This window comes from Roseateles sp. GW821-FHT09B06 (assembly GCF_059418245.1).
In genome coordinates this window covers 70,080-90,230 of the sequence record NZ_JBWKPM010000017.1, presented here as the reverse complement: position 1 = coordinate 90,230, position 20,151 = coordinate 70,080, and the positions used below count along the sequence as shown (strand labels likewise).

Genomic DNA, 20,151 nt, shown 5'->3' with positions numbered 1-20,151 from the left:
GAACGGGCGAGCGGGCGGCGCGGGGGAGAAAGCGTGGACGCGGGGGCTGCCGGCTCATCCGAGCACGGCAGCAGCGCCGGTCAGATGAGCGGCTGCTTTTTGGTTTTTTTCGTCGGGCGGACCAGGACGGATCGCATGGGTCAGACTATAGGCGCCGCTGGCGCTTGTGTGCATACATGCCGAGGTCGCTGCGCAACAGCAGGGCATCCAGATCGTCGCCGGGGCGCGCCTCGGTCAGGCCCAGGCTGATGCTGACGGCGAGGCCCGGCGCCAGCGCCTCCCAGGGATGCAGCAGCACCGCGCGGCGCAGCCGCTCGGCCACCGCCTGGGCTTGGGGCCCGTCGGCCGCGCGGAAGGCCAGCACGAACTCGTCGCCGCCCCAGCGGCCGGCCAGGTCCTCGCCGCGCAGCAACTGCTGGAACAGCCCGGCCAGGGTCTTGAGCACGAGGTCGCCGACCTGATGCGAGTGGCGGTCGTTGACCGACTTGAACTGGTCCACGTCGACCACCGCGACGAACAGCGCCTCGTCCGCGCTCTGTTCGAGCGCCTGCCCCAGCAGCCGCTCCAGGCTGCGGCGGTTGGCCAGCCCGGTCAGCGCGTCCTCCATCGAGAGGCGCTGCAGCAGCTCGGTGCTGTGCTTGAGGCTCTGCACCTCCTGCTTGTGCTGGCGCAGCTCGAAGCGCAGCGCCGCCACGTTGCGGCGGTGGTGCATGCTGACCTGGCGCAGCTGGTGTTCGCGCTGCTGCTGCTGGCGCAGGCATTCCAGCGCCGCGGCGGGGCGGCCGCTCATCTCGTGCAGATCGGCCTGCAGCAGCAGCGCGATGCGCTGCAGCGGCTGGTGGTTGATGCCCAGGGTCAGCAGGCTCAGCTTGCGCGCGGCCCGCAGGGCCTCCCCATGGCGGCCGCTGCCCAGCGCCAGCTCGGCGCGCAGCCAATGGGCCATGGCGGCCAGCATCGGTACCTCCTCATGGCTCCTGCACACGCTCAGCAGATCCTGCTCGTGCAGGCGTGCCATGGCCGCGTCGCCGGCCCAGGCGGCCGCCAGCGAGCGCAGCCAGGTGCCCAGGCCACGCGCCATCAGTGGCGCCGGCTCGGGCGCCATGGGGCGGGTGGCGGCATGGGCCTCCAGGGCGTCCAGCATGGTCTGCAGACGGCGCGGCTGCGGTGCCTGCCGCGCCATATGGCGCAGCGCGAACAGCCGGTAGGCCTCGTTGAGGCCGCGGTTGATCTGCGGATGCCAGAACAGGCCGCCGCGCGCGTCCTGCTTGGCCTGCTCGTAGGTCTGGGCCAGCACCGCCTCGGCACCCTCGTGGCTGCCGTTCCAGAGCAGGGCGATGCCCAGGTAGTTGCCGACCTGGATGCCCAGCGCGGTGTCGGCCGGACAGGCGCGCGCCAGCCGGGAAGCCAGCATCGCGGTCTCGATGGCCTCCTCGCTGTGGCCCAGCGTGGCGGCGGCATAGGCCAGCAGGGCCAGGGCGCGCGCCTCGCTGGCCAGCGCACCGGCGTCATGGGCGCGCTGGCTGGCCTGCATGAACAGGTCGTAGGCGGCGCGGTAACGGGCGGCACTCAGGTCCCTGCGGCCCTGCTCCAGCGCCTGCTCGGTAGGTGGGTCGCGCACCGTGTCCGGCTCGGCCCGCTGCTGTTGTCGTTCGGCGGTCATCGTTTGTGCTTCCGTCCCTGCACAGGGGGCGGAATGTAACAAGAAGAACCCCGGCGCGTGGCCCGGGCCGGCCCCGAGACGGCGGCGGCGGGTGCGGAAAACGCACGGATTCGGCGAGTGCCGCCGTCGTGGCCGCCGATGCCACAATGCTGGCCATGTCCAGCCCATCCGAGCATCGCGTAGCCATCCAGACCGAGGATTTCGACCTCGGCGTCGAAACCGAGCGTCTGCGGGCCGCCGACGGCGAGATCGGCGCGGTGGTCGGTTTCGTCGGCACGGTGCGCGAGGCGAGTGGCGGCCAGGCGATCCGGATGATGGAGCTGGAGCATTACCCCGGCATGACCGAGGCGGCGATCGAGCGCATGATCGACGCGGCGTTCGCCCGCTTCGACATCCGTGCCGCGCGGGTGATCCACCGCGTCGGGCCGCTGGCGCCGCGCGCGCAGATCGTGCTGGTGCTGGTGGCGAGCCGGCATCGTGGCCAGGCCTTCCAGGCCTGCGAGTTCCTGATGGACTATCTGAAGACCCAGGCCCCGTTCTGGAAGAAGGAGCACACCGAGGCCGGCGCCCATTGGGTGGATGCCCGGGTGGCCGACGATGCGGCACTGGCGCGCTGGGGCATCGAGGCGGGGAACTCGGGTTCATGATCGCGAGCGCATTGGCCGTGGCCCTCGGCGCGATGCTGGGCGCGCTGGCACGCTGGCGCGCCGGGGTCTGGCTCAATGCCGGCTGGGGCGGTTTTCCGCTCGGCACCCTGCTGGTGAACCTGGTCGGCGGCCTGCTGATCGGCATGGCGCTGGAATACTTCGGCCGCCAGCCCAACGAGCTGCTGAAGCTGCTGCTGGTGACCGGCTTTCTGGGCGGCCTGACCACCTTCTCGGCCTTCTCGGGCGAATCGCTGAGCCTGTTGCAGCGCGGCGAGTTCGGCCTGGCGCTGGCGCATGGGGCGGCTCATGTGCTGGGCTCGCTGGGCGCGGCGGCACTGGGCCTGAAGCTGATGCAGGCTTGACGCCGTTGATCTGGCTCAGACCCTGAGCCCTTGAAATCGGGCTTCGCAGGCCCATTTGCTCGCCAACGGAGGTTTTCATTCCATGCGAGTCGACAAGCTGACCACCCGCTTCCAGGAAGCCCTGGCCGAGGCCCAGAGCCTGGCCGTCACCAACGACAACCCCTATATCGAACCGGCCCATCTGCTCTCGGCCATGCTGGCCCAGGCCGACGGGCCACGTGCGCTCTTGGAGCGCGCCGGCGTGAAGGTGCCGGCGCTGAAAACGGCGCTCGACACCGTCCTGGCCGGCCTGCCCCAGGTGCAGGGCGAGGGCCAGCAGGTGCAGCCCGGCCGCGATCTGGTGGGCCTCTTGCAGACGGCCGAGAAGGAGGCCGCCAAGCGCGGCGACCATTTCATCGCCAGCGAGATGTTCCTGCTGGCCCTGGCCGATGCGAAGAGCGATCTGGCCGGCGTGGCGCGCGGCCATGGCCTGACGCGCCGCGCCTTGGAGAGCGCGGTGGAAGCCGTGCGCGGCGGCCAGAAGGTCGACAGCCAGGAGGCCGAGGGCCAGCGCGAGGCGCTGAAGAAGTACACCTTGGACCTGACCGAGCGCGCGAAGCTTGGCAAGCTGGACCCGGTGATCGGCCGCGACGACGAGATCCGCCGCGCGATCCAGGTCTTGCAGCGCCGCTCGAAGAACAACCCGGTGCTGATCGGCGAGCCGGGCGTCGGCAAGACTGCAATCGTCGAGGGCCTGGCGCAGCGCATCGTCAACGGCGAGGTGCCCGAGACCCTGAAGGACAAGCGCGTGCTGGTGCTGGACATGGCGGGGCTCTTGGCCGGCGCCAAGTTCCGCGGCGAGTTCGAGGAGCGGCTGAAGGCCGTGCTGAAGGAGGTGGCGCTCGACGAGGGCCGCATCATCCTCTTCATCGACGAGCTGCACACGATGGTCGGCGCCGGCAAGGCCGAGGGCGCGATCGACGCCGGCAATATGCTGAAACCCGCGCTGGCGCGCGGCGAGCTGCACTGCATCGGCGCGACCACCCTGGACGAGTACCGCAAGTATGTCGAGAAGGATGCCGCGCTGGAGCGGCGCTTCCAGAAGGTGCTGGTCGACGAGCCCACGGTCGAGGCCACGATCGCGATCCTGCGCGGGCTGCAGGAGAAGTACGAGGTGCACCATGGCGTCGAGATCACCGACCCGGCCATCGTGGCCGCGGCCGAACTCTCGCATCGCTACATCACCGACCGCTTCCTGCCCGACAAGGCGATCGACCTGATCGACGAGGCCGCGGCCAAGATCAAGATCGAGATCGACTCCAAGCCCGAGGTGATGGACAAGCTGGACCGCCGCATGATCCAGCTGAAGATCGAGCGCGAGGCCGTGCGCAAGGAGCAGGACGAGGGCTCGCAGAAACGCTTCGCGCTGATCGAGGAAGAACTGCTGAAGCTGCAGCGCGAGTACAACGACCTGGAAGAGATCTGGACCCATGAAAAGGCCCAGGCCCAGGGCAGCGCCCATGTGAAGGAAGAGATCGACCGCATCCGCTTCCAGATCGAGGAACTGAAGCGCAAGGGCGACTTCAACAAGGTGGCCGAGCTGCAGTACGGCAAGCTGCCGGAGCTGGAGAAGCGCCTGAAGGAGGCGCAGGACAAGGAGCTGGGCAAGGCCGGCAAGGCCGGCACCCGGGCGCAGCTGCTGCGCACCCTGGTCGGCGCCGAGGAGATCGCCGAGGTGGTCGCGCGCGCCACCGGCATTCCGGTGTCCAAGCTGATGCAGGGCGAGCGCGACAAGCTCTTGCAGATGGAAGGCCGCCTGCACGAGCGCGTGGTCGGCCAGGACGAGGCGATAACCGCGGTGGCCGATGCGATCCGCCGCAGCCGCGCGGGCCTGTCGGACCCGAACCGTCCGCTGGGTTCATTCCTGTTCCTCGGCCCCACCGGCGTCGGCAAGACCGAGCTGTGCAAGGCCCTGGCGGGCTTCCTGTTCGACAGCGAGGACCATATGGTGCGCATCGACATGAGCGAGTTCATGGAGAAGCACTCGGTCTCGCGCCTGATCGGCGCCCCCCCGGGCTATGTGGGCTACGACGAGGGCGGGTATCTCACCGAGGCGGTGCGGCGCAAGCCCTACAGCGTGCTGCTGCTGGACGAGGTCGAGAAGGCGCACCCGGACGTGTTCAATGTGCTCTTGCAGGTGCTGGACGACGGCCGCCTGACCGACGGCCAGGGCCGCACGGTGGACTTCAAGAACTGCGTGATCGTGATGACCTCGAACCTCGGTTCGCAGCACATCATGCAGCTGGCCGGCGAGCCGCAGGAGATGATCCGCGACGCGGTGTGGACCGAGGTGAAGGCGCATTTCCGCCCCGAGTTCCTGAACCGCATCGACGAGACCGTGATCTTCCATGCGCTGGACCGGAAGGACATCCAGTCCATCGCCAGGATCCAGCTGCGTCAGCTGGAGCAGCGGCTGGACAAGCTGGAGATGAAGCTGGACGTCAGCGAGGAGGCGCTGGCCGAGCTGGCCAAGGTCGGCTTCGACCCGGTGTTCGGCGCGCGGCCGCTGAAGCGCGCGATCCAGCAGCGCATCGAGAACCCGCTGTCGAAGCTGATCCTGCAGGGGCGCTTCGGTCCGAAGGACCTGATCCCGGTCAATGTCGAGGGCGAGGCGTTCTCGTTCGGGCGCGTCGTGCACTGAGGAGGGCGCCGCAGCGTGGCGGCGATAGCCCGCTGCGGCACCGGCCTCTTCGCGCGATTCCGGGCCGTTCAGCCGGGCGTCGCGTTGACGCGGTAGTCGACCTGGTGGCGCGCGATGCGCAGATCGCCCAGGGCCTGCTTGACGCGCAGATGCTCGGGATGGCTGGCATAGGCGTCCAGCGCGTCCTGCGAGTCGAACTCGGAGTAGAGCAGCACGTCGCAGGCATAGTCGATGCGGCTGTGGTCGACGCCGATCTCCAGGCGCAGCAGGCCCGGGATGCGGCCGCGCAGCGACTCGAACTCGCGCCGCAGCAGCTCGATATTGCTGCGGCGCTCCTCGCTGGAGACGCCGCGCACGTTCCACATGACGATGTGCTTGATGATCATGGCGCTGCCTCAGGCCGGAAAGCCCGCCTTCTGCGGCCAGAGGTTGACGAAGGCCTGCACCGTGCGGCTGGCGTAGACGCCGGCGCGGGTGAAGGGCTCGACGGCCAGCCAGGCTTCGGCCGCGGCGCGCGAGTCGAAGTCGATCGCCAGCAGGCTGCCGATCATGGTCTGGCCATCGTCGGCGACCAGGGGCCCGGCGAAGGCGATGCGCTCGGCCACCGCGCCCAGATAGGCCTTGTGCTCGGGCCGCACCTGCTGGCGCAGCTCGGCGGCGCCGGGCCGGTCGATCAGGATGAAGGTGTAGATCATGCTGGGACAGCGCTTGCGTTGAGAGTCAGGTCTTGATGGCGTCGTCGAAGGGGGCGCAACTGCGCTTGTCGGCCGGGATGTCGACGCTCTGGGCGTTGCCCTTGTGGATCACCTCGGGCTTGAACACCACCTCCTTGGGCACCGGCAGCTTGCGCAGCTCGCGGATCGCGATCTGGGTGGCCACGCAGCCCTGGGCGAAGCCGTTGTAGTCGCCGGTGGCCAGCAGCTTGCCGGCCTTGACCGCATCGACCGCCTCCTTGGTGCCGTTGATGCCCACCACCTGGGACTTGCGGTTGGCGCCTTCCAGCGCCTCGATCGCGCCGGTGGCCATCGCGTCGTTGGCGGCCATCACGCCGTCGATCTGGGCATGGGTCTGCATCAGGTTCTCCATCACCTGCAGGCCCTGCAGGCGCTGGAAGTTGCCCGGTTGCGAGGCCACCATCCTGACGCCGGGGAACTCCTTCAGCGCGTCCATATAGCCGCGCACGCGGTCGGCGCTGACCAGGGAGCCCTTGACACCTTCCAGCACCACCACCGAGCCCTTGCCGCCCAGGGCCTGCAGCAGGTAGCGGCCGGTGACCAGGCCCAGCTGGTAGTCGCTGGCGCCGACGAAGGCGACGAACTTGCCGCTCTCGGACTTGTCGGTCACGTTGATGACCGGGATGCCCGCCGCGTTGAGCTTGCCGACGCCGGCGCCCATGGCCTTGTAGTCGACCGGCGTGAAGACCACGGCGCTGGGCTTGCGCACCACCACGTCGTCGATCTGGGCCAACTGCTCGGGGATGCTGTCAGGCTTGGTCGGGATGTAGTGCTGCACCGAGGCATTCATCTGCTTGGCCGCGCTGTCGGCGCCCTGGCGCACGACCTGGAAGAAGGGGTTGGTCTGGTTCTTGGTGAACACGGCGATCTTCTCGCCGTCGGCCTGGGCCGTGGTCGCGGCACCGGCCAGCATGAGCAGCGGGATCGCAAGAAAGCGGGTCTGGGTCGTCATGGTTGTCGTCTCCTGTTGTGTTTTGTCGAAGAAGAAGGAAGGAGCCTCAGCCGCCGCGGCGCTTGCGCGTCAGGGCGTCGGACAGCACGGAAAGAATCACGATCAGACCGGTGATCAGCGGCTGCCAGTTGGCGCTGACGCTGAGCAGGTTCATGCCGTTGAGCACCAGGGTGAGGATCAGCGCGCCGACCAGGGTGCCGATCAGGGTGCCGGTGCCGCCGAACAGCGAGGTGCCGCCGATCAGCACGGCCGCGATCGCCTGCAGGGTCAGGGCCTCGCCCATATCCCCCTCGGCCGAGTTCAGCCGCGCCAGGTAGACCAGGGCGGCCAGGCCGGCCATCAGGCCGCTGAGCGCGTAGACGGTGATGCGGTGCCGCGCCACCGGCACGCCCGACAGCGCGGCCGCCTCGGCATTGGCGCCGGTGGCATAGACCTCCTGGCCCCAGGTGGTGAACTGGGTGGCCAGGGTGCCGGCCAGCAGGGCCAGGCCCATCAGGTAGACCGGCACCGGCACGCCCAGCCAGTAGCCGCTGCCCAGGGCGCGAAAGGCCGGCGGGAAGCCGTGCACGGTCTCGCCGTTCATGTACCAGTAGGTCGCGCCGTGCAGTATCCACAGCATGCCGTAGGTGGCGATGAAGGGCGGGATGCGCAAGAGCGTCACCATCAGCCCGTTCAGCAGGCCCACGGCCAGGCCGCAGCCGGCGCCCACCGCGCAGGCCAGCGCCACCGAGCCGCTGGCCTTCATGGTCGTCGCGGCCAGGCAGGCGGACAGGGCGACGTTGGCGCCGATCGACAGGTCCAGCCCGCCGCACAGGATCACCAGGGTCAGGCCCGAGGCCAGCAGGAACATCAGGCCGGCCTGGCGCAGCACATTGAGCAGGTTGGCGCCGCCCAGAAAGGCCGGCGAGGCGAAGGACAGGGCCAGCGCGATGCCGCCCAGCACCAGCAGGCGCATCAGCACCGCCTGCTGCTCGGGGGACAGGTGGAAGCCGGCCGCGCCGCCATCGGCGGGCGAGGGGGCGATCAGGGTGTTGCTCATGCCTTGTTGCTCCGCTTCAGCGCGTCGACCCACAGCGCGACGATCACGACGGCGCCCACGGCCGCCACCTGCACCGACGAGGGCATCGACAGCAGGTTGAGCCCGTTGCGCATCACGCCCACCGTCAGCACGCCCAGGACCGTGCCGCCGATGCCGCCCTTGCCTCGCTCGAAGGCCGTGCCGCCGACGGCGACCGCGGCGATCGCGTCGAACTCCATGCCGATCGCCGCGGTCGGGTGGCCGCCGTTGATGCGGCCGGTCAGCAGCAGGGCCGCCAGGCCGACGCAGGCGCCGGCGATCAGGTAGGCCAGGACCAGGGAGCCGCGCACAGGGATGCCGGCGAAGCGCAGCGCCTCGCGGTTGCCGCCTAAAGCGACGATGCGCGCGCCGAAGCGGCTGTGGTTTAGCAGCAGATGGATCGCGCCCCAGACCGCCAGCGCCAGCCAGACCGGCAGCGGCAGGCCCAGGGCCTGGCCTTCCCACAGCAGGCGCACGCCCTCGGCCACGCCCATGGTCGTGCGGTCCTCGGCGACCACCAGGGCCAGGCCTTGCGCCGCGCCCAGGGTGCCCAGGGTGACGACGAAGGGCGGCAGCTCGAAGCCGGCCACCAGCAGGCCGTTGGCCAGGCCGAAGGCCAGCGCCGTGGCCATGGCCGCGGCGATGCCCAGGCCCACCGAGCCGGTCGAGATCTGCACCACCGCCAGCATCACGGTGCACAGCGACAGGACCGCGCCCATCGACAGGTCCAGCCCCTCGGTCAGGATCACCAGGGTCATCGGCAGGGCCAGGATCAGCAGCACGGTGGCCTGCAGCATCACGTTGCGCAGATTGGCGCCGCTAAAGAAGCCCGGCGCCGTGGCCGCGAACAGCAGCAGCAACGCGATCAGCAGCCAGGCCACGCCGGGCAGACGGCCGTGCAGTGGCACGGCCTGGCGTGCGCGCGTCATCGTGGGATTGCTTGCGTCAGCCATGGTGCATCGCCAACCTGAGCAGATTGGCCTCCGAGAGTTGGTCCTGCGGCAGCTCGCCGGCGATGCGGCGGTCCTTCATCACATAGGCGCGGTCGCAGACGCGCACCACCTCGCCCAGCTCGGAGCTGATCATCAGCACCGCGCAGCCCTGGTGCACCAGCTGGTCGATCAGCGCGAAGATCTCCTCCTTGGCGCCGACGTCGATGCCGCGCGTCGGCTCGTCGAAGATGAACAGCCGCGTGCCGGCCACCAGCCATTTGCCGATCACGATCTTTTGCTGGTTGCCGCCCGACAGCGCCTGCGCCGGCGTGCGCCCGCCGGGCGTGGCGATGCGCAGCTGGGCGATGCGCCGGCGCGCCTCGGCATGGCCGGCGCCGGGCCGGTACAGGCGCGAGGGGAACAGCCGGGCCAGCCCCGCCAGCAGCAGGTTCTCGCAGACCGTGCGCGCCAGCGCCAGGCCCTGCTGCTTGCGGCTTTCGGGGATCAGGCCCAGGCCGCGCCGGCGCGCCTGGGTGGGCGAGGCCGCGCGCAGCGGCACGCCGTCGACCGCGACCGTGCCGGTGGTCAGCGCGTCGGCGCCGAAGATCGCGCGGGCCACCTCGCTGCGGCCCGAGCCGACCAGGCCGCTCAGGCCGACGATCTCGCCGGCGCGCACCTGCAGGTCGATGTCGCGCACGCCGTTGACCGAGGCCATGCCGCGCACGTCCAGCAGCAGGGCGCCGGGCGCGGGCCGCGCGCCGCGCTGGTAGCTCATGTCGACCTTGCGGCCCACCATCAGGGTCACCAGCTCGTCCGGCGTGGCCGCGTCGGCGCGCAGGGTCGCGACCTGCCTGCCGTCGCGCAGTACGGTGACGCGGTCGCCGAGGCGGAACACCTCGTCCATGCGGTGCGAGATATAGGCCATCGCCACGCCCTCGCGCTTCAGGCCGGCGATCACCTCGAACAGCTTCTCGGTCTCGCGCTCGGACAGGGCCGCGGTCGGCTCGTCCAGCACCAGCACGCGGGCCCGCTGCGACAGGGCCTTGGCGATCTCCACCATCTGCTGCTGGGCCACGCCCAGGCCCTGCACCTCGCGGTGCGTGTCCAGCTCCAGCCCCAGGCGCTGCAGCAGGGCGGCCGCGTCGGCATGCAGGCGGCGGTGGTCGATCAGGCCCCAGGGATGCAGGGGCTCGCGGCCCAGGTAGATGTTCTGCGCGATCGACAGATGCGGCACCAGCGAATATTCCTGGAAGATCACCGCCACGCCCAGCGCGCGGGCATCGGCCGCGCTCTTCACCGGCATGACCCGACCCTGGGCCAGGATCTCGCCGGCATCGGCCCGGTAGGCGCCGCACAGCACCTTCATCAGGGTCGACTTGCCGGCGCCGTTCTCGCCCATCAGCATGTGGACCTCGCCCGCATGCAGGGCCAGGTTCACGCCGTCCAGCGCCAGCACGCCGGGGAAGCGCTTCGTGATGCCGCGCAGCTCCAGCAGCGGCGGCTGCGCGTTCTTGCTTGTCTCCATTGCCCGGCTCCTTCTTTGGGAGTTCGTATCAGTCAGTACGGCTTCTGCGGGTTCAGCACGAAGTCGTAGTCCAGCAGGTAGTCGCCATCGGCGAGCTTCTGCCAGTTCGCCACCAGGGACTGGCGCACGCCAAACACCGAGTCGGAATCGAGCCAGCGGTCGCCGTCGCGGAACACATGGGTGATCAGGGACTCGTAGCCGGGCGCCGAGATCTTGAAATGCAGATGGGCGGGGCGCCAGGGATGGCGCTTGGTGGCGTCCAGCAGCTGGCCCACCGGCCCGTCGGTCGGGATCGGATAGGCCTCGGCGACGATGGTGCGGAAGTGGAACGAGCCGTCGTCCCGGGTGCGCAGCACGCCGCGGCCCTGGGCCTCGGCCAGGCCGGGACGCTGCACGTCGTAGCTGCCTTCGGCGTCGGCCTGCCAGACCTCCAGCACCGCGCCCGGCACCGGCTCGCCGCCGAGGCCGCGCACCGTGCCGCGCACCTCGCAGGGCTGGCCGCTCGCGCCGTTGGCGACGTCATCGCCGCAGTCGTACTCGGGGGCGCCCTCGACGTAGAAGGGACCGAACACCGTGGCCTCGGTGCAACCGGCCGGCTTGTCGTTGTTCATCGCCACCGTCAGCATCGACAGGCCCAGCACGTCGGACAGCAGGATGAACTCCTGGCGCTTGTCGTCGCACATCTGGCCGGTGCGGGTCAGGTAGTCGATGCCCTGGAACCATTCGCCTTCCGTCAGCTTCACCTCGCGGGCGAAGGCGTGCAGGTGCTGGACCAGGCTGGTGACGATTTCCTTCAGGCGCGGGTCGGGCGTGTCCGCGAAGCGCGCGATGACGGCCTGCGTGATGTTGTCTTGCGTGAGGTTGCGCATGGTCGGTCCCGTCTCCTTCGTGCTCAGGCTCCCGGGCGGGGCTGGCTTGTCCTTGCGCTGCAATGTAGGTGGCCCCTAGCCGATCAGGAATAGGCCCGGACGCAAATGACTTTTCCGGTGCGTGGAAGACTTCGGGTTGTTGCTGATCCACAATTCCGCCCACAGGAAGACATGCGGCGGCCACGTCCCGCCGCGATGCATGAACGAGGAGACTTTTCGTTGGATCGCCTGACCGAGATCGAGCTGTTTGTGCAGGTGGCCGAAAGCGGCAGCCTGAGCCGCGCCGCCGAGGCGCTGGAGTTGTCGAACGCGGCCGCCAGCCGGCACCTGGCCGCGCTGGAGGAGCGGTTGGGCGCGCGCCTGGTGGAGCGCAATACGCGCCGGCTGTATTTGACCGACACCGGGCGGGAGTTCTTCGGCCGTGCCAAGGCCATCCTGGCCGATCTGCAGGATGCCGAGTCCACCGTCAACGCCTCGGTGCTGAAGCCCTCGGGCGTGCTGCGCATCACGGCCTCGCTGTCCTTCTCGATCCACCACATCGCGCCGCTGCTGCGCGCCTACACCGAGCGCTACCCGCAGGTGAGGGTGCATGTGGAGGCGGCGAACCGCTACTTCGACATCATCGACAACAACATCGACGTCGCGATCCGCACGCGCGAGTTCGAGCCCGATTCCAATATCACGATCCGCCGCCTGGGCGAGACGCGCCGCATCCTGGCCGCCTCGCCGCGCTACCTGGCCCAGCATGGGCGGCCGCTGGAGGTTGACGATCTGCTGCAGCACAAGCTGTTGATCTACACCTATGCGCACAACCCCAACGAGCTGCGCTTCGTGCGCGGCGGCGAGACGCGCAGCATCACCGTGCAGGGCCTGCTGGAGTCCAACGACGGCCAGGTGCTGCGCGCCGCCGCGCTGGACGGCCTGGGCATCCTGGTGCAGCCGACCTACATCCTCTACGACGACATCGTCGCCGGTCGCCTGGTGCCGCTGCTGGACGACTGGGACCTGCCGCACCTGACCATCAACCTGGCCTACCCCAGCCGCAGATACCTGTCGGCCAAGGTGCGCACCTTCATCGATTTCATCGCCGAGTACTTCGAGCGCATGGAGTTCGAACGCAAGTGGACCGGGCGGATCGGGGTCTACTGAGTTTCATCGAGGGCGTTGCTCGTTGCTGATGGTCACGGTGGCGAGCGAGCGCAGGAGGGCGGGCAGGCCTGATGCTCCGTGTCCCCCGGCCGCTGCGCGCCCGCATCCCGGCGAGCATCCGCTCGGCCAACTGGACGCCCACAGCCTGTCGACTTTCAATCGCGCGATGGCGCGCGGCCCTCGAAGGCGTTCTGCAGCAGTGCCCGCAGTGCGCCGCGTTCCAGCGGGCGAGGGTTCGGATACTGATTCTGCAGTGCGATGTCGCAGGCGCGGTCCAGGTCTTGCTCGCGCAGGCCGAGATCGCGCAAGGCCATCGTGGCGCCGTGGCGCCGCGCCAGTTCATGGACGGCCAGCGGCGCATCGTCGGCACCCAGCGCGCGCGCGATGCGCGCCATCGCCGCCGGCGCCGCGGCGGCGTTGTAGGCCAGCGCATGCGGCAGCACGACGGTGTGGACCTCGGCATGCGGCAGATTGAAGCTGCCGCCCAGCGTGTGGCAGAGCTTGTGGTGCAGGGCCATGCCCACATGGCCCAGCACGCTGCCGCACAGCCAGGCGCCGTACAGCGCCTCGCTGCGCCCGGCCGTGCTGCACGCATCGGCCCATAGCAGCGGCAGCGCGCGGCCCAGCGCGGCGATGCCGGCCTCGGCCATCAGGTCCATCACCGGATTGCCGTCCACCGCGTACAGGCCCTCGGCCGCGTGGGCGATGGCATTGATCGCGCTGGTGACGCTCAGGCCCAGCGGCAGCTCCCGACTCAGCGCGGGGTCGTAGAGGACGGTGCGCGGCAGCACGCGCGGGTCCTTGCCGGTCTTCTTCAGCCCGGCCTCGGTCAGGCCGTAGATCGGCGTCATCTCCGAGCCGGCATAGGTGGTGGGGATGGCCAGGATGGGCAGGCCCGAATCCAGCGCGATCGCCTTGCCCAGGCCGATGGTAGAGCCGCCGCCGATCGCCACCGCGCAGTCGGCGCCCAGGCGCCGCGCCTCCTCGCGCGCCGCGCGCGCCACCTCGATCGGCACATGCATCACCGCGCCGTCGAACAGGCCGGCGGTGCGCTCGCCCAGCAGCGCGCCAGCCTGCTCGGCCTGCGCGCGCTGCTGAGGCGTGCACAGCAGCAGCGCGCGCCGTGCGCCCAGGCGATCGATCTCCTCGCCGAGCCGTGCCAGGCTGCCGGCGCCGAAGACGACGCGCTGCGCATGGCTCTCGAAATGGAAGTCGGGCTTCATGCCGGCTTCACTCCCGCCATGCCCTCGACCACCTTGATCATCGCCGCATAGTCCTCGCCGCCCAGACCCTGGGCCGTGGCCGCCTGCAGCAGCTGTGCCGTCAGCGCGGTGCCGGGCAAGGGCACCTGCCGGGCGGCGCCGGCGGCCAGGATCAGGCCGACATCCTTCTGCATCTGCTCGACCGTGAAGGTCGGCGTGAAATCGCGCCGGGACAGCTGCACGGCCTTGGCCTTCAGGATCGGCGAGGCCACGGCGCTGGCGCCCAGCACGGCCCACATTTCCTGCCAGCCGATGCCGCCCTTGCTGCCCAGGGTCAGAGCCTCGGCGAGCATGGCCGAGGTCTGGGCGATCATCAGGTTGACGACCAATTTCATCAGCCGCGCCTGCTCGGCCTCGCCGAGCCAGAACTGTTGCGGCCCGAAGCTTTGCAGCAGCGGCAGCACGCGCTCGTAGATGGCGCGCGGGCCGGAGGCCAGCACCGTCAGCTGCGCGGCCTCGGCCATCGCGTTGTTGCCGGACATGGCCGTGCGCAGGTACTCGATGCCGGCCTCGGCGCACAGCGCCGCGACCTCGGCCGAAACCACCGGCGAGACGGTGCTGGTGTCGACGAAGATCGCGCCGCGCGCCGCGCCGCGCGCCACCTCGGCGCCGACGCTGCGCAGCGCGCCGTCGTGCGGCAGCGAGGAAAAGACGATCTCGGCCCCGGCCAGGCCCCGGCCGTCCACCGCCAGCCCGGCCGCCCGCGCCAGCGCCAGGCGCTCGGCGCTGGGATCGGTGACCGTCAGGCTGTGGCCGGCCCGCTGCAGATGGCCGGCCAGGGGCAGGCCCATCTTGCCGATGCCGATGAAATGGATACGCGACATGATGAAGCTCGTCTCCGGCTGTTCTTCTGGCCGGCAGTGTGTCGCGACGGGCCGCGGCGCTCAAGAATCGGGCTGGAAATCAGTTTTCCGGGCAGCGGTGCAGCGGTGTCGGTGCTGGCTTCCGAGCTTGTGCCCGGCCTGTCGCCTCAGGACTGCCGATCGAACATGAAGACGCGCAGCTCCTGGGCACAGCGGCAGGCCTTCGCGATGCGTGCGGCCCAGGCGACGGCCTTCGCGCGCGCGGGCAGCTCGAGCACGGTGAAGCCGCCGTCGAGCGAGGGCGCCCAGGGATAGCCACCCTCGGCCGCCGTGCCGTCGGCCGAGACGAGCACGGCGTGCGCGTCGCGGCTCACCGCGGCCGGTCTGCGCAAAACCGGCGCGCTCGTAGAACCCGAGATTCGAGGCCTTGGCCGTCTCCAGGTAGACGCCGCAGGACAGCCGGTCGCGGGCCGAAAGCTCGCAGAACGTCAGCGAGGAGGCGCTGGCCGAGCTGGCCAAGGTCGGCTTCGACCCGGTGTTCGGCGCGCGGCCGCTGAAGCGCGCGATCCTCGAGGATGGCGAGTTCAGCTTCGGCCGCGTCGTGCACCGAGGGCGCGGCCTCAGTGCTCCCGACCGGCCCGCCGCAGCACCTGGGTGACGGGCTCGATGAGGTATTGCAGCGGCGTGCGCTCCTCGCCCTTGATGTAGACCTCGGCGGGCATGCCGGCCTGTAGCTTCAGCTCGCTGTTGTGCGCCAGAGAGGCCGGCTCGGCCTCGATCAGCGCCACGTAATAGGGCTGATTGCTGACGCGGTCCACCGAGCGGTCGGGGGCGATGTAGATGACCTTGCCGCCGACCAGCTGGGTGGTCCGGTACTTGAAGGCCGTGAAGCGGATGTCGGTGGCCTGGCCCTGCTGGATGCGGCTGATGTCCTCGGTGCGGATGCGTGCCTCGACGACCAGGCGCGGGTTGCTCGGCACGATGTCGGCGATCGGCTCGCGCGGCGAGATCACGCTGCCCGGGCTGGCGAACTTCAGATTGATCACATCGCCGGCGACCGGCGCCGTGATGACCTGGCGTGCCGATGCGTCGGTGGTCTTGCGCTGCTCCTGCTGGATCTCGGCCAGGCGGGCCGTGCTGACCTTCAGTTGATCGCTGGCCTGCTGGCGGTAGTCGCTTTCGAGCGCCTTGATGCGCAGATCGGCATCGACCAGGCGCTGCTCGGCGCGCGCCAGCTCCGACTTGCGCTCCTCGAGCTTGACGCCGTAGTCGGCGATGCCGGCCTCGAGCTGGGTGATGCGGGCGGTCGAGATGAAGCCGTCCTTGACCAGTTGGCGGTTGCTGTCCAGCTCGGTCGTCTGGTGCTGCAGCGCCTTGCCGGCCTGGGCAATCTGGGCCTTCAGCGCCACCACCTCCTGCGCCACCTTGGCCTGCTGCGCGCGCAGCAGCTGGGATTGCCCAATCAAGGCCTCGCGACGCGCATTGAACAGGGCGCGCTCCTTGTCCAGTTGTTCGGCCAGGCGCGGGTCGCTGCCGGCGGCGGCGACGAGCTCGGCCGGAAACTGCAGGGTGGCGGACAGCAGTTGCTCGGCTTCGAGCCGCGCCAGGCCGGCACGCTCGACGGCGACGCGGTAGTTCAGGCGGTTCAGGTCGGCGTCGACCGAGACATCGCCGAGGATCAGCAGCGGTTCGCCCTGGGCGACATGCTGGCCATCGCGCACCCTGACCTCGCGCACCGTGCCACCCTCGGCATGCTGGACGACGCGGCGGTCCAGATCGACCTTGACGAATCCGCTGGCCACCACGGCCGAGGACAGCGGCGCCAGAACCGACCAGGCGGCGATCGGCAGCAGTCCGGCAGCAAGGACAATGGCGGCCCGCCGCGCCAGCCGCCTTGCTTCGGTCAGATGCAGGGACAACGGCTCCTGGGTCGCGATCATCGGGTTCAGCGCTCCGTTCATTGCAGGACCTCCGCCCGCTTGACGGGCATGTGCTTGGCTTCCGCCGGCGGCATCATCCCGCGCGGCTTGGCTGGGCTTGCCGCCTCAGGGCCCTGCGGTTTGCCTGGCTTGGCCTGCATGGTCTTCATGACTTCGGCGCTGGGGCCATAGTGCAGGGTCTTGCCCCCCTCCAGCACCAGGATCTTGTCGACATGCTGGACCAGGGTGCTGCGGTGGGTCACGACGACCACGGTGACCTGTCCGCGCAGACCCTTCAGGGCTTCGGCCAGCGCCAGCTCGCCGGCGCCGTCCAGATTGGCATTGGGTTCGTCGAGCAGGACCAGCCTGGGGTCGCCATAGAGCGCGCGGGCCAGGGCGATGCGCTGGCGCTGACCCGGCGAGACGATCGCGCTCTGCGGATCGATCGGCGTGTCATAGCCGGCCGGCAGGGACAGGATCAGCTCATGCACATGGGCGCGCTGGGCGGCCCGCACGACCTGCGCGGCGTCGACCTCGCCGAGCCGCGCGATGTTCTCGGCCACGGTGCCCGGGAACAGTTCCACGTCCTGCGGTACGTAGCCGAGCCAGGGGCCCAGATCCTCGCGCGGCCATTGGGAGAGATCGGCCTGGTCGAGGCGCACGCTCCCTGCGCTCGGCGACCACACGCCGGTCAGCAGGCGCAGCAGGGTCGATTTGCCGGCGCCACTGGCGCCGATGATGGCCAGTGATTCGCCGGCGGCCAGTTGCAGGGACACGCCAGCCAGCAGCAGGCGCTCGGCCTGCGGCGCGCGGAACACCAGGTTCTGGGCCAGCAATTGGCCGGTCGGTGCGGGCAGGGCCATGTGCTGGGCCTGGGCATCGGCCGAATCGAACAGCGTCTGCAGGCGCCGGAAGGCAGCCCGGCCCTCGGCCAGGATGCGCCAGCTGCCGACGATCTGCTCCACCGGGGCCAGCGCGCGCCCGAGCAGGGTGGTGGTTGCGATCATCACGCCCGCGCTGGCCTCGCCGCTGATGACCAGGTAGGCCCCTAACGCCAGCATCAGCACCTGCACGGCTTGGCGCACGGTGCGCGTGAGCGCAGCCAGCGCGACGGTCTTGCTGGCGATCGGCTGCTGCAGCGCCACGACCTCGGCGTTCCTTTGGCTCCAGCGGGCCAGCAAGGCGTCGGTCATGCCCAGCGTCTGAGCGACCTCGGCATTCTGCAAGGAGGTTTCGAGATAGCGCGTCGCGCCGGCGGCGAATCCTTGCAGCGCCTCGATCTCGCGGCGGGTGACAAAGTCGTTCAGCAGGGCCAGGGCCAGCATCAGCAGGGCCGCGGCGGCGGCGGCCATGCCCAGCGCCGGATGGGCGAGCCAGATGGCCGCCACATAGACGACGGCCCAGGGCGCATCGAACAGGGCCAGCAGACCTTGTGCCGAGAACAGCGCGCGCAGCGCACCGATATCACGCAGGCCTTCCGGGCTGCCGCGGCCGCTGCGCCGCGCCCCCTGGGCCACGATGATCTTGGCGACGGCCGGCGACAGCGATTCGGCAACGATATTGCCGGCCACGCCTTGCAGGCGCGCTCGCAGGTAGTCGAGCGCCAGCAGCAGTGCCAACGCGATGCCGACGCCGACCATCAGCACCATGAGGGTCTCACTGTTCTGGCTGGCCAGCACGCGGTCGAAGACCTGCAGCATGAACAGCGCGGGGACCAGCAGCAGCAGGTTGACGAAGAAGGACAGACCGGCCACATGGAGCAGCGGGCGACGCAGCAGGGGCAGCAAGGCTTTCATTTGCACCTCCTTGATCTGGCACAGCGTAGCGACAGCCCCCCGGGCATGTCTGGTCCTAATTCACGAACGCGAGGATGCAGGCCAGGGCAGCCCCCGCGACTCAGGGGCTGCCGGCTCATCGGAACGCTCAGGGGCCGGGCGGCGGGCCGACCAGGAAGTCGCTGGCACTGAGGGCCGGGTGACTGTTGCCGCTGCCGGTGAGGTTGGCGAACTGGACCGCCGCACCGCCGCCGTTGCCATCGGCGTCGTAGTACAGATTGCCGGTGACGGTGTCGTAGATGATATGGATGTTGGCGTTGGCGGCGCTGCTCAGGTTGGCGCCGGAGGCAAAGGCGTTGGCCGCCAGCGCGCCGGAACCCAGCGCCGTGAACAGCCCCGCATAGTCGTTGACCAGAAGAATCTTGTCGCCGTCGCCACCGCTGAAGTCCGAGATCGAGTCGACGCTAGCGCCGAGCGCGCCGTCGCCGAAGACAAAGGTGTCGGCACCATTGCCGCCGGCCAGACTGTCACCGCCCGCGCCACCGTAGAGGGTGTCGTTGCCGTTGCCGCCACCGAGCGTGTCGCTGCCAAGGCCGCCAAAGATCCAGTCGTTGTCGCCCTGTCCATTGAGACCGTCATTCCCTCCGTCTCCGAAGGCCACGTCGTTGCCATTGTTCAGGCTGAAGGTGTCACTGCCCCCACCGCCGTCGACATAGTTGGCCGAAGCGTTGGTGGCGGTGTTGCTCACGTCGGTCAAATAGACCTTGACGTCCTGGGTGACGGTGGTCGAGCCATCGTTGGCACCGACACGCAGCGAGTAGTACTTCCCTCCGCCATCCGTCGACAGGCCCGAGGCCGCCTCGTAATCGAGCAGCGAAATATCGCGCACGCTGACGACGCCGCTGCCGGCATCGATCTTGAATGCCCCGCCCGAGCTGTCCTGAACCATGGAATAGCTCAGCGTGTTGCCGTCGCTGTCGGTGGCCGAAATGCTGCCGACCGTGGTCGAAGCGAAGCCGTTCAGGCCGACATTGATCAGGTGCTCGCGGACCGTGCCAACGGTCGTGCCCGAGGTGAAGCTGGGCGCATCGTTGACGGCGGCTAGCGTGAAGCCCTGCGAGGCGGCAATGCTGCCACCGTGGCCGTCAACGACGCTGTAGCTCAGCGAAACCGCGCCGTTGTAGTTCGCGCCGGGTGTGATGGTGAAGGTGCCATTGCCGTTGTTGACGACCGTGCCATGGTCGGCCGCAAGACTCGACACGGACAGCGCGTCGCCATCGACGTCGGAGAAGCCCTGCAGCAGGTCGGATGTGCTGACGGTGTAAGGCGTGTCCTCGCTGCCAGCAGCCAGGGCGGCCGAGGCCGCGCCGGTGGGCGCGTCGTTGACGGCGGCCAGGTTGAAGTTCTGGCTGGCGGCGATGCTGCCGCCATGGCCATCGACGACGTTGTAGCTCAGCGAGACCGGGCCGTTGAAATTGGCGCCCGGCGTGATGGTGAAGGTGCCATCACCGTTGTCGGTGACCGAGCCATGGTCGGCCGCCAGACTCGATACGGACAGGGTGTCGCCGTCGACGTCGGAGAAGCCCTGCAGCAGGTCGGCGGCAGTGACCGTGTAGGCCATGTCCTCGCTGCCAGCGGCCAGGGCGGCCGAGGCCGCGCCGGTAGGCGCGTCGTTGACGGCGGCCAGGCTGAAGCTCTGGCTGGCGGCGATGCTGCCGCCATTGCCGTCGACCACGTTGTAGCTCAGCGAGACCATGCCGTTGAAGTTGGCGGCCGGGGTGATGGTGAAGGTGTCATCGCCGTTGTCGGTGACCAAGCCATTGGA

The 20,151-nt window shown here is 69.5% G+C and carries 18 protein-coding genes and 1 pseudogene; 5 read left to right on the top strand and 14 right to left on the bottom strand.

Annotated elements, in window-relative coordinates; all coding sequences use genetic code 11:
- Window positions 1-145: 145 nt before the first annotated feature.
- The gene (locus AC07OQ_RS15685; protein ID WP_495054066.1) at window positions 146-1,660 is read right to left on the bottom strand and encodes a GGDEF domain-containing protein; all 1,515 of its coding nucleotides are present in this window, start codon (window positions 1,658-1,660) and stop codon (window positions 146-148) included.
- A 155-nt stretch (window positions 1,661-1,815) separates the two neighbouring features.
- On the opposite strand from AC07OQ_RS15685, the gene AC07OQ_RS15680 reads away from it, so the two are divergent.
- The 3 genes from AC07OQ_RS15680 to clpB all read left to right on the top strand — a co-directional run bounded on the left by AC07OQ_RS15680 (window position 1,816) and on the right by clpB (window position 5,349).
- On the top strand, window positions 1,816-2,307 hold the full coding sequence (locus AC07OQ_RS15680; RefSeq protein ID WP_495054065.1) for a molybdenum cofactor biosynthesis protein MoaE: 492 nt from the start codon (window positions 1,816-1,818) through the stop codon (window positions 2,305-2,307).
- On the top strand, window positions 2,304-2,669 hold the full coding sequence (crcB, locus tag AC07OQ_RS15675; protein WP_495054064.1) for a fluoride efflux transporter CrcB: 366 nt from the start codon (window positions 2,304-2,306) through the stop codon (window positions 2,667-2,669). Before AC07OQ_RS15680 ends, crcB begins: the two co-directional genes overlap by 4 nt.
- A gap of 82 nt (window positions 2,670-2,751) precedes the next feature.
- A complete protein-coding gene (gene clpB, locus AC07OQ_RS15670; protein WP_495054063.1) occupies window positions 2,752-5,349 on the top strand; it encodes an ATP-dependent chaperone ClpB in 2,598 nt (865 codons plus the stop codon).
- A gap of 68 nt (window positions 5,350-5,417) precedes the next feature.
- Here the strand turns inward: clpB and AC07OQ_RS15665 are convergent, their stop codons facing one another.
- The 7 genes from AC07OQ_RS15665 to AC07OQ_RS15635 are packed head-to-tail and all read right to left on the bottom strand — an operon-like array spanning window position 5,418 to window position 11,418.
- Window positions 5,418-5,735, bottom strand: coding sequence for a Dabb family protein (locus AC07OQ_RS15665; protein WP_495054062.1), 318 nt, complete (start codon window positions 5,733-5,735; stop codon window positions 5,418-5,420).
- 9 nt (window positions 5,736-5,744) lie between these two features.
- A complete protein-coding gene (locus AC07OQ_RS15660) occupies window positions 5,745-6,044 on the bottom strand; it encodes a YciI family protein (RefSeq protein ID WP_495054061.1) in 300 nt (99 codons plus the stop codon).
- A gap of 25 nt (window positions 6,045-6,069) precedes the next feature.
- On the bottom strand, window positions 6,070-7,035 hold the full coding sequence (locus AC07OQ_RS15655) for a sugar ABC transporter substrate-binding protein (RefSeq protein ID WP_495054060.1): 966 nt from the start codon (window positions 7,033-7,035) through the stop codon (window positions 6,070-6,072).
- A 46-nt stretch (window positions 7,036-7,081) separates the two neighbouring features.
- Entirely contained in the window at window positions 7,082-8,074 is a 993-nt protein-coding gene (locus AC07OQ_RS15650) for an ABC transporter permease (RefSeq protein ID WP_495054059.1), read from the bottom strand.
- Window positions 8,071-9,045 carry an ABC transporter permease gene (locus AC07OQ_RS15645; RefSeq protein WP_495054058.1) on the bottom strand — a complete coding sequence of 325 codons (975 nt, stop codon included), beginning with the start codon at window positions 9,043-9,045 and terminating at the stop codon, window positions 8,071-8,073. The genes AC07OQ_RS15650 and AC07OQ_RS15645 overlap by 4 nt, the downstream gene beginning before the upstream one ends.
- Window positions 9,038-10,549, bottom strand: a complete 1,512-nt coding sequence (locus tag AC07OQ_RS15640; RefSeq protein WP_495054057.1) for a sugar ABC transporter ATP-binding protein — start codon at window positions 10,547-10,549, stop codon at window positions 9,038-9,040. The genes AC07OQ_RS15645 and AC07OQ_RS15640 overlap by 8 nt, the downstream gene beginning before the upstream one ends.
- Before the next feature lie 32 nt (window positions 10,550-10,581).
- On the bottom strand, window positions 10,582-11,418 hold the full coding sequence (locus AC07OQ_RS15635; protein WP_495054056.1) for an intradiol ring-cleavage dioxygenase: 837 nt from the start codon (window positions 11,416-11,418) through the stop codon (window positions 10,582-10,584).
- 219 nt (window positions 11,419-11,637) lie between these two features.
- Between AC07OQ_RS15635 and AC07OQ_RS15630 the strand changes: the two genes are divergently transcribed.
- Window positions 11,638-12,567 (top strand): LysR family transcriptional regulator, encoded by a 930-nt coding sequence (locus tag AC07OQ_RS15630; RefSeq protein WP_495054055.1) that lies wholly within the window; start codon window positions 11,638-11,640, stop codon window positions 12,565-12,567.
- Between the two features lie 155 nt (window positions 12,568-12,722).
- Here the strand turns inward: AC07OQ_RS15630 and AC07OQ_RS15625 are convergent, their stop codons facing one another.
- From AC07OQ_RS15625 to AC07OQ_RS15615, 3 genes are all read right to left on the bottom strand, one after another.
- A complete protein-coding gene (locus AC07OQ_RS15625) occupies window positions 12,723-13,790 on the bottom strand; it encodes a maleylacetate reductase (RefSeq protein ID WP_495054054.1) in 1,068 nt (355 codons plus the stop codon).
- Window positions 13,787-14,653: an NAD(P)-dependent oxidoreductase gene (locus tag AC07OQ_RS15620; protein WP_495054053.1), complete on the bottom strand. Its 867-nt coding sequence runs from the start codon at window positions 14,651-14,653 to the stop codon at window positions 13,787-13,789. The genes AC07OQ_RS15625 and AC07OQ_RS15620 overlap by 4 nt, the downstream gene beginning before the upstream one ends.
- A 146-nt stretch (window positions 14,654-14,799) precedes the next feature.
- Window positions 14,800-15,024: a hypothetical protein gene (locus tag AC07OQ_RS15615; RefSeq protein WP_495054052.1), complete on the bottom strand. Its 225-nt coding sequence runs from the start codon at window positions 15,022-15,024 to the stop codon at window positions 14,800-14,802.
- A 95-nt stretch (window positions 15,025-15,119) separates the two neighbouring features.
- Between AC07OQ_RS15615 and AC07OQ_RS15610 the strand changes: the two are divergent.
- Window positions 15,120-15,290 (top strand): annotated as a pseudogene (locus AC07OQ_RS15610) (ClpB D2-like domain containing protein); the annotation flags it as partial.
- Here the strand turns inward: AC07OQ_RS15610 and AC07OQ_RS15605 are convergent.
- From AC07OQ_RS15605 to AC07OQ_RS15595, 3 genes are all read right to left on the bottom strand, one after another.
- Complete coding sequence (locus tag AC07OQ_RS15605) at window positions 15,253-16,593, bottom strand: HlyD family type I secretion periplasmic adaptor subunit (RefSeq protein WP_495054051.1); 1,341 nt, start codon at window positions 16,591-16,593, stop codon at window positions 15,253-15,255. The pseudogene AC07OQ_RS15610 and the gene AC07OQ_RS15605 overlap by 38 nt on opposite strands.
- Entirely contained in the window at window positions 16,590-18,347 is a 1,758-nt protein-coding gene (locus AC07OQ_RS15600; RefSeq protein WP_495054050.1) for a type I secretion system permease/ATPase, read from the bottom strand. Before AC07OQ_RS15600 ends, AC07OQ_RS15605 begins: the two co-directional genes overlap by 4 nt.
- Window positions 18,348-18,474: 127 nt before the next feature.
- Window positions 18,475-20,151, bottom strand: a 1,677-nt coding sequence (locus AC07OQ_RS15595; RefSeq protein ID WP_495054049.1) for a cadherin-like domain-containing protein, incomplete at its 5' end; no start/stop codon positions are given.

Coding starts and splice junctions, on each gene's coding strand:
- AC07OQ_RS15685 (WP_495054066.1), bottom strand. CDS start 1,660: ATGACCGCCGAACGACAACAGCAGCGGGCCGAGCCGGACACGGTGCGC.
- AC07OQ_RS15680 (WP_495054065.1), top strand. CDS start 1,816: ATGTCCAGCCCATCCGAGCATCGCGTAGCCATCCAGACCGAGGATTTC.
- crcB (WP_495054064.1), top strand. CDS start 2,304: ATGATCGCGAGCGCATTGGCCGTGGCCCTCGGCGCGATGCTGGGCGCG.
- clpB (WP_495054063.1), top strand. CDS start 2,752: ATGCGAGTCGACAAGCTGACCACCCGCTTCCAGGAAGCCCTGGCCGAG.
- AC07OQ_RS15665 (WP_495054062.1), bottom strand. CDS start 5,735: ATGATCATCAAGCACATCGTCATGTGGAACGTGCGCGGCGTCTCCAGC.
- AC07OQ_RS15660 (WP_495054061.1), bottom strand. CDS start 6,044: ATGATCTACACCTTCATCCTGATCGACCGGCCCGGCGCCGCCGAGCTG.
- AC07OQ_RS15655 (WP_495054060.1), bottom strand. CDS start 7,035: ATGACGACCCAGACCCGCTTTCTTGCGATCCCGCTGCTCATGCTGGCC.
- AC07OQ_RS15650 (WP_495054059.1), bottom strand. CDS start 8,074: ATGAGCAACACCCTGATCGCCCCCTCGCCCGCCGATGGCGGCGCGGCC.
- AC07OQ_RS15645 (WP_495054058.1), bottom strand. CDS start 9,045: ATGGCTGACGCAAGCAATCCCACGATGACGCGCGCACGCCAGGCCGTG.
- AC07OQ_RS15640 (WP_495054057.1), bottom strand. CDS start 10,549: ATGGAGACAAGCAAGAACGCGCAGCCGCCGCTGCTGGAGCTGCGCGGC.
- AC07OQ_RS15635 (WP_495054056.1), bottom strand. CDS start 11,418: ATGCGCAACCTCACGCAAGACAACATCACGCAGGCCGTCATCGCGCGC.
- AC07OQ_RS15625 (WP_495054054.1), bottom strand. CDS start 13,790: ATGAAGCCCGACTTCCATTTCGAGAGCCATGCGCAGCGCGTCGTCTTC.
- AC07OQ_RS15620 (WP_495054053.1), bottom strand. CDS start 14,653: ATGTCGCGTATCCATTTCATCGGCATCGGCAAGATGGGCCTGCCCCTG.
- AC07OQ_RS15605 (WP_495054051.1), bottom strand. CDS start 16,593: ATGAACGGAGCGCTGAACCCGATGATCGCGACCCAGGAGCCGTTGTCC.
- AC07OQ_RS15600 (WP_495054050.1), bottom strand. CDS start 18,347: ATGAAAGCCTTGCTGCCCCTGCTGCGTCGCCCGCTGCTCCATGTGGCC.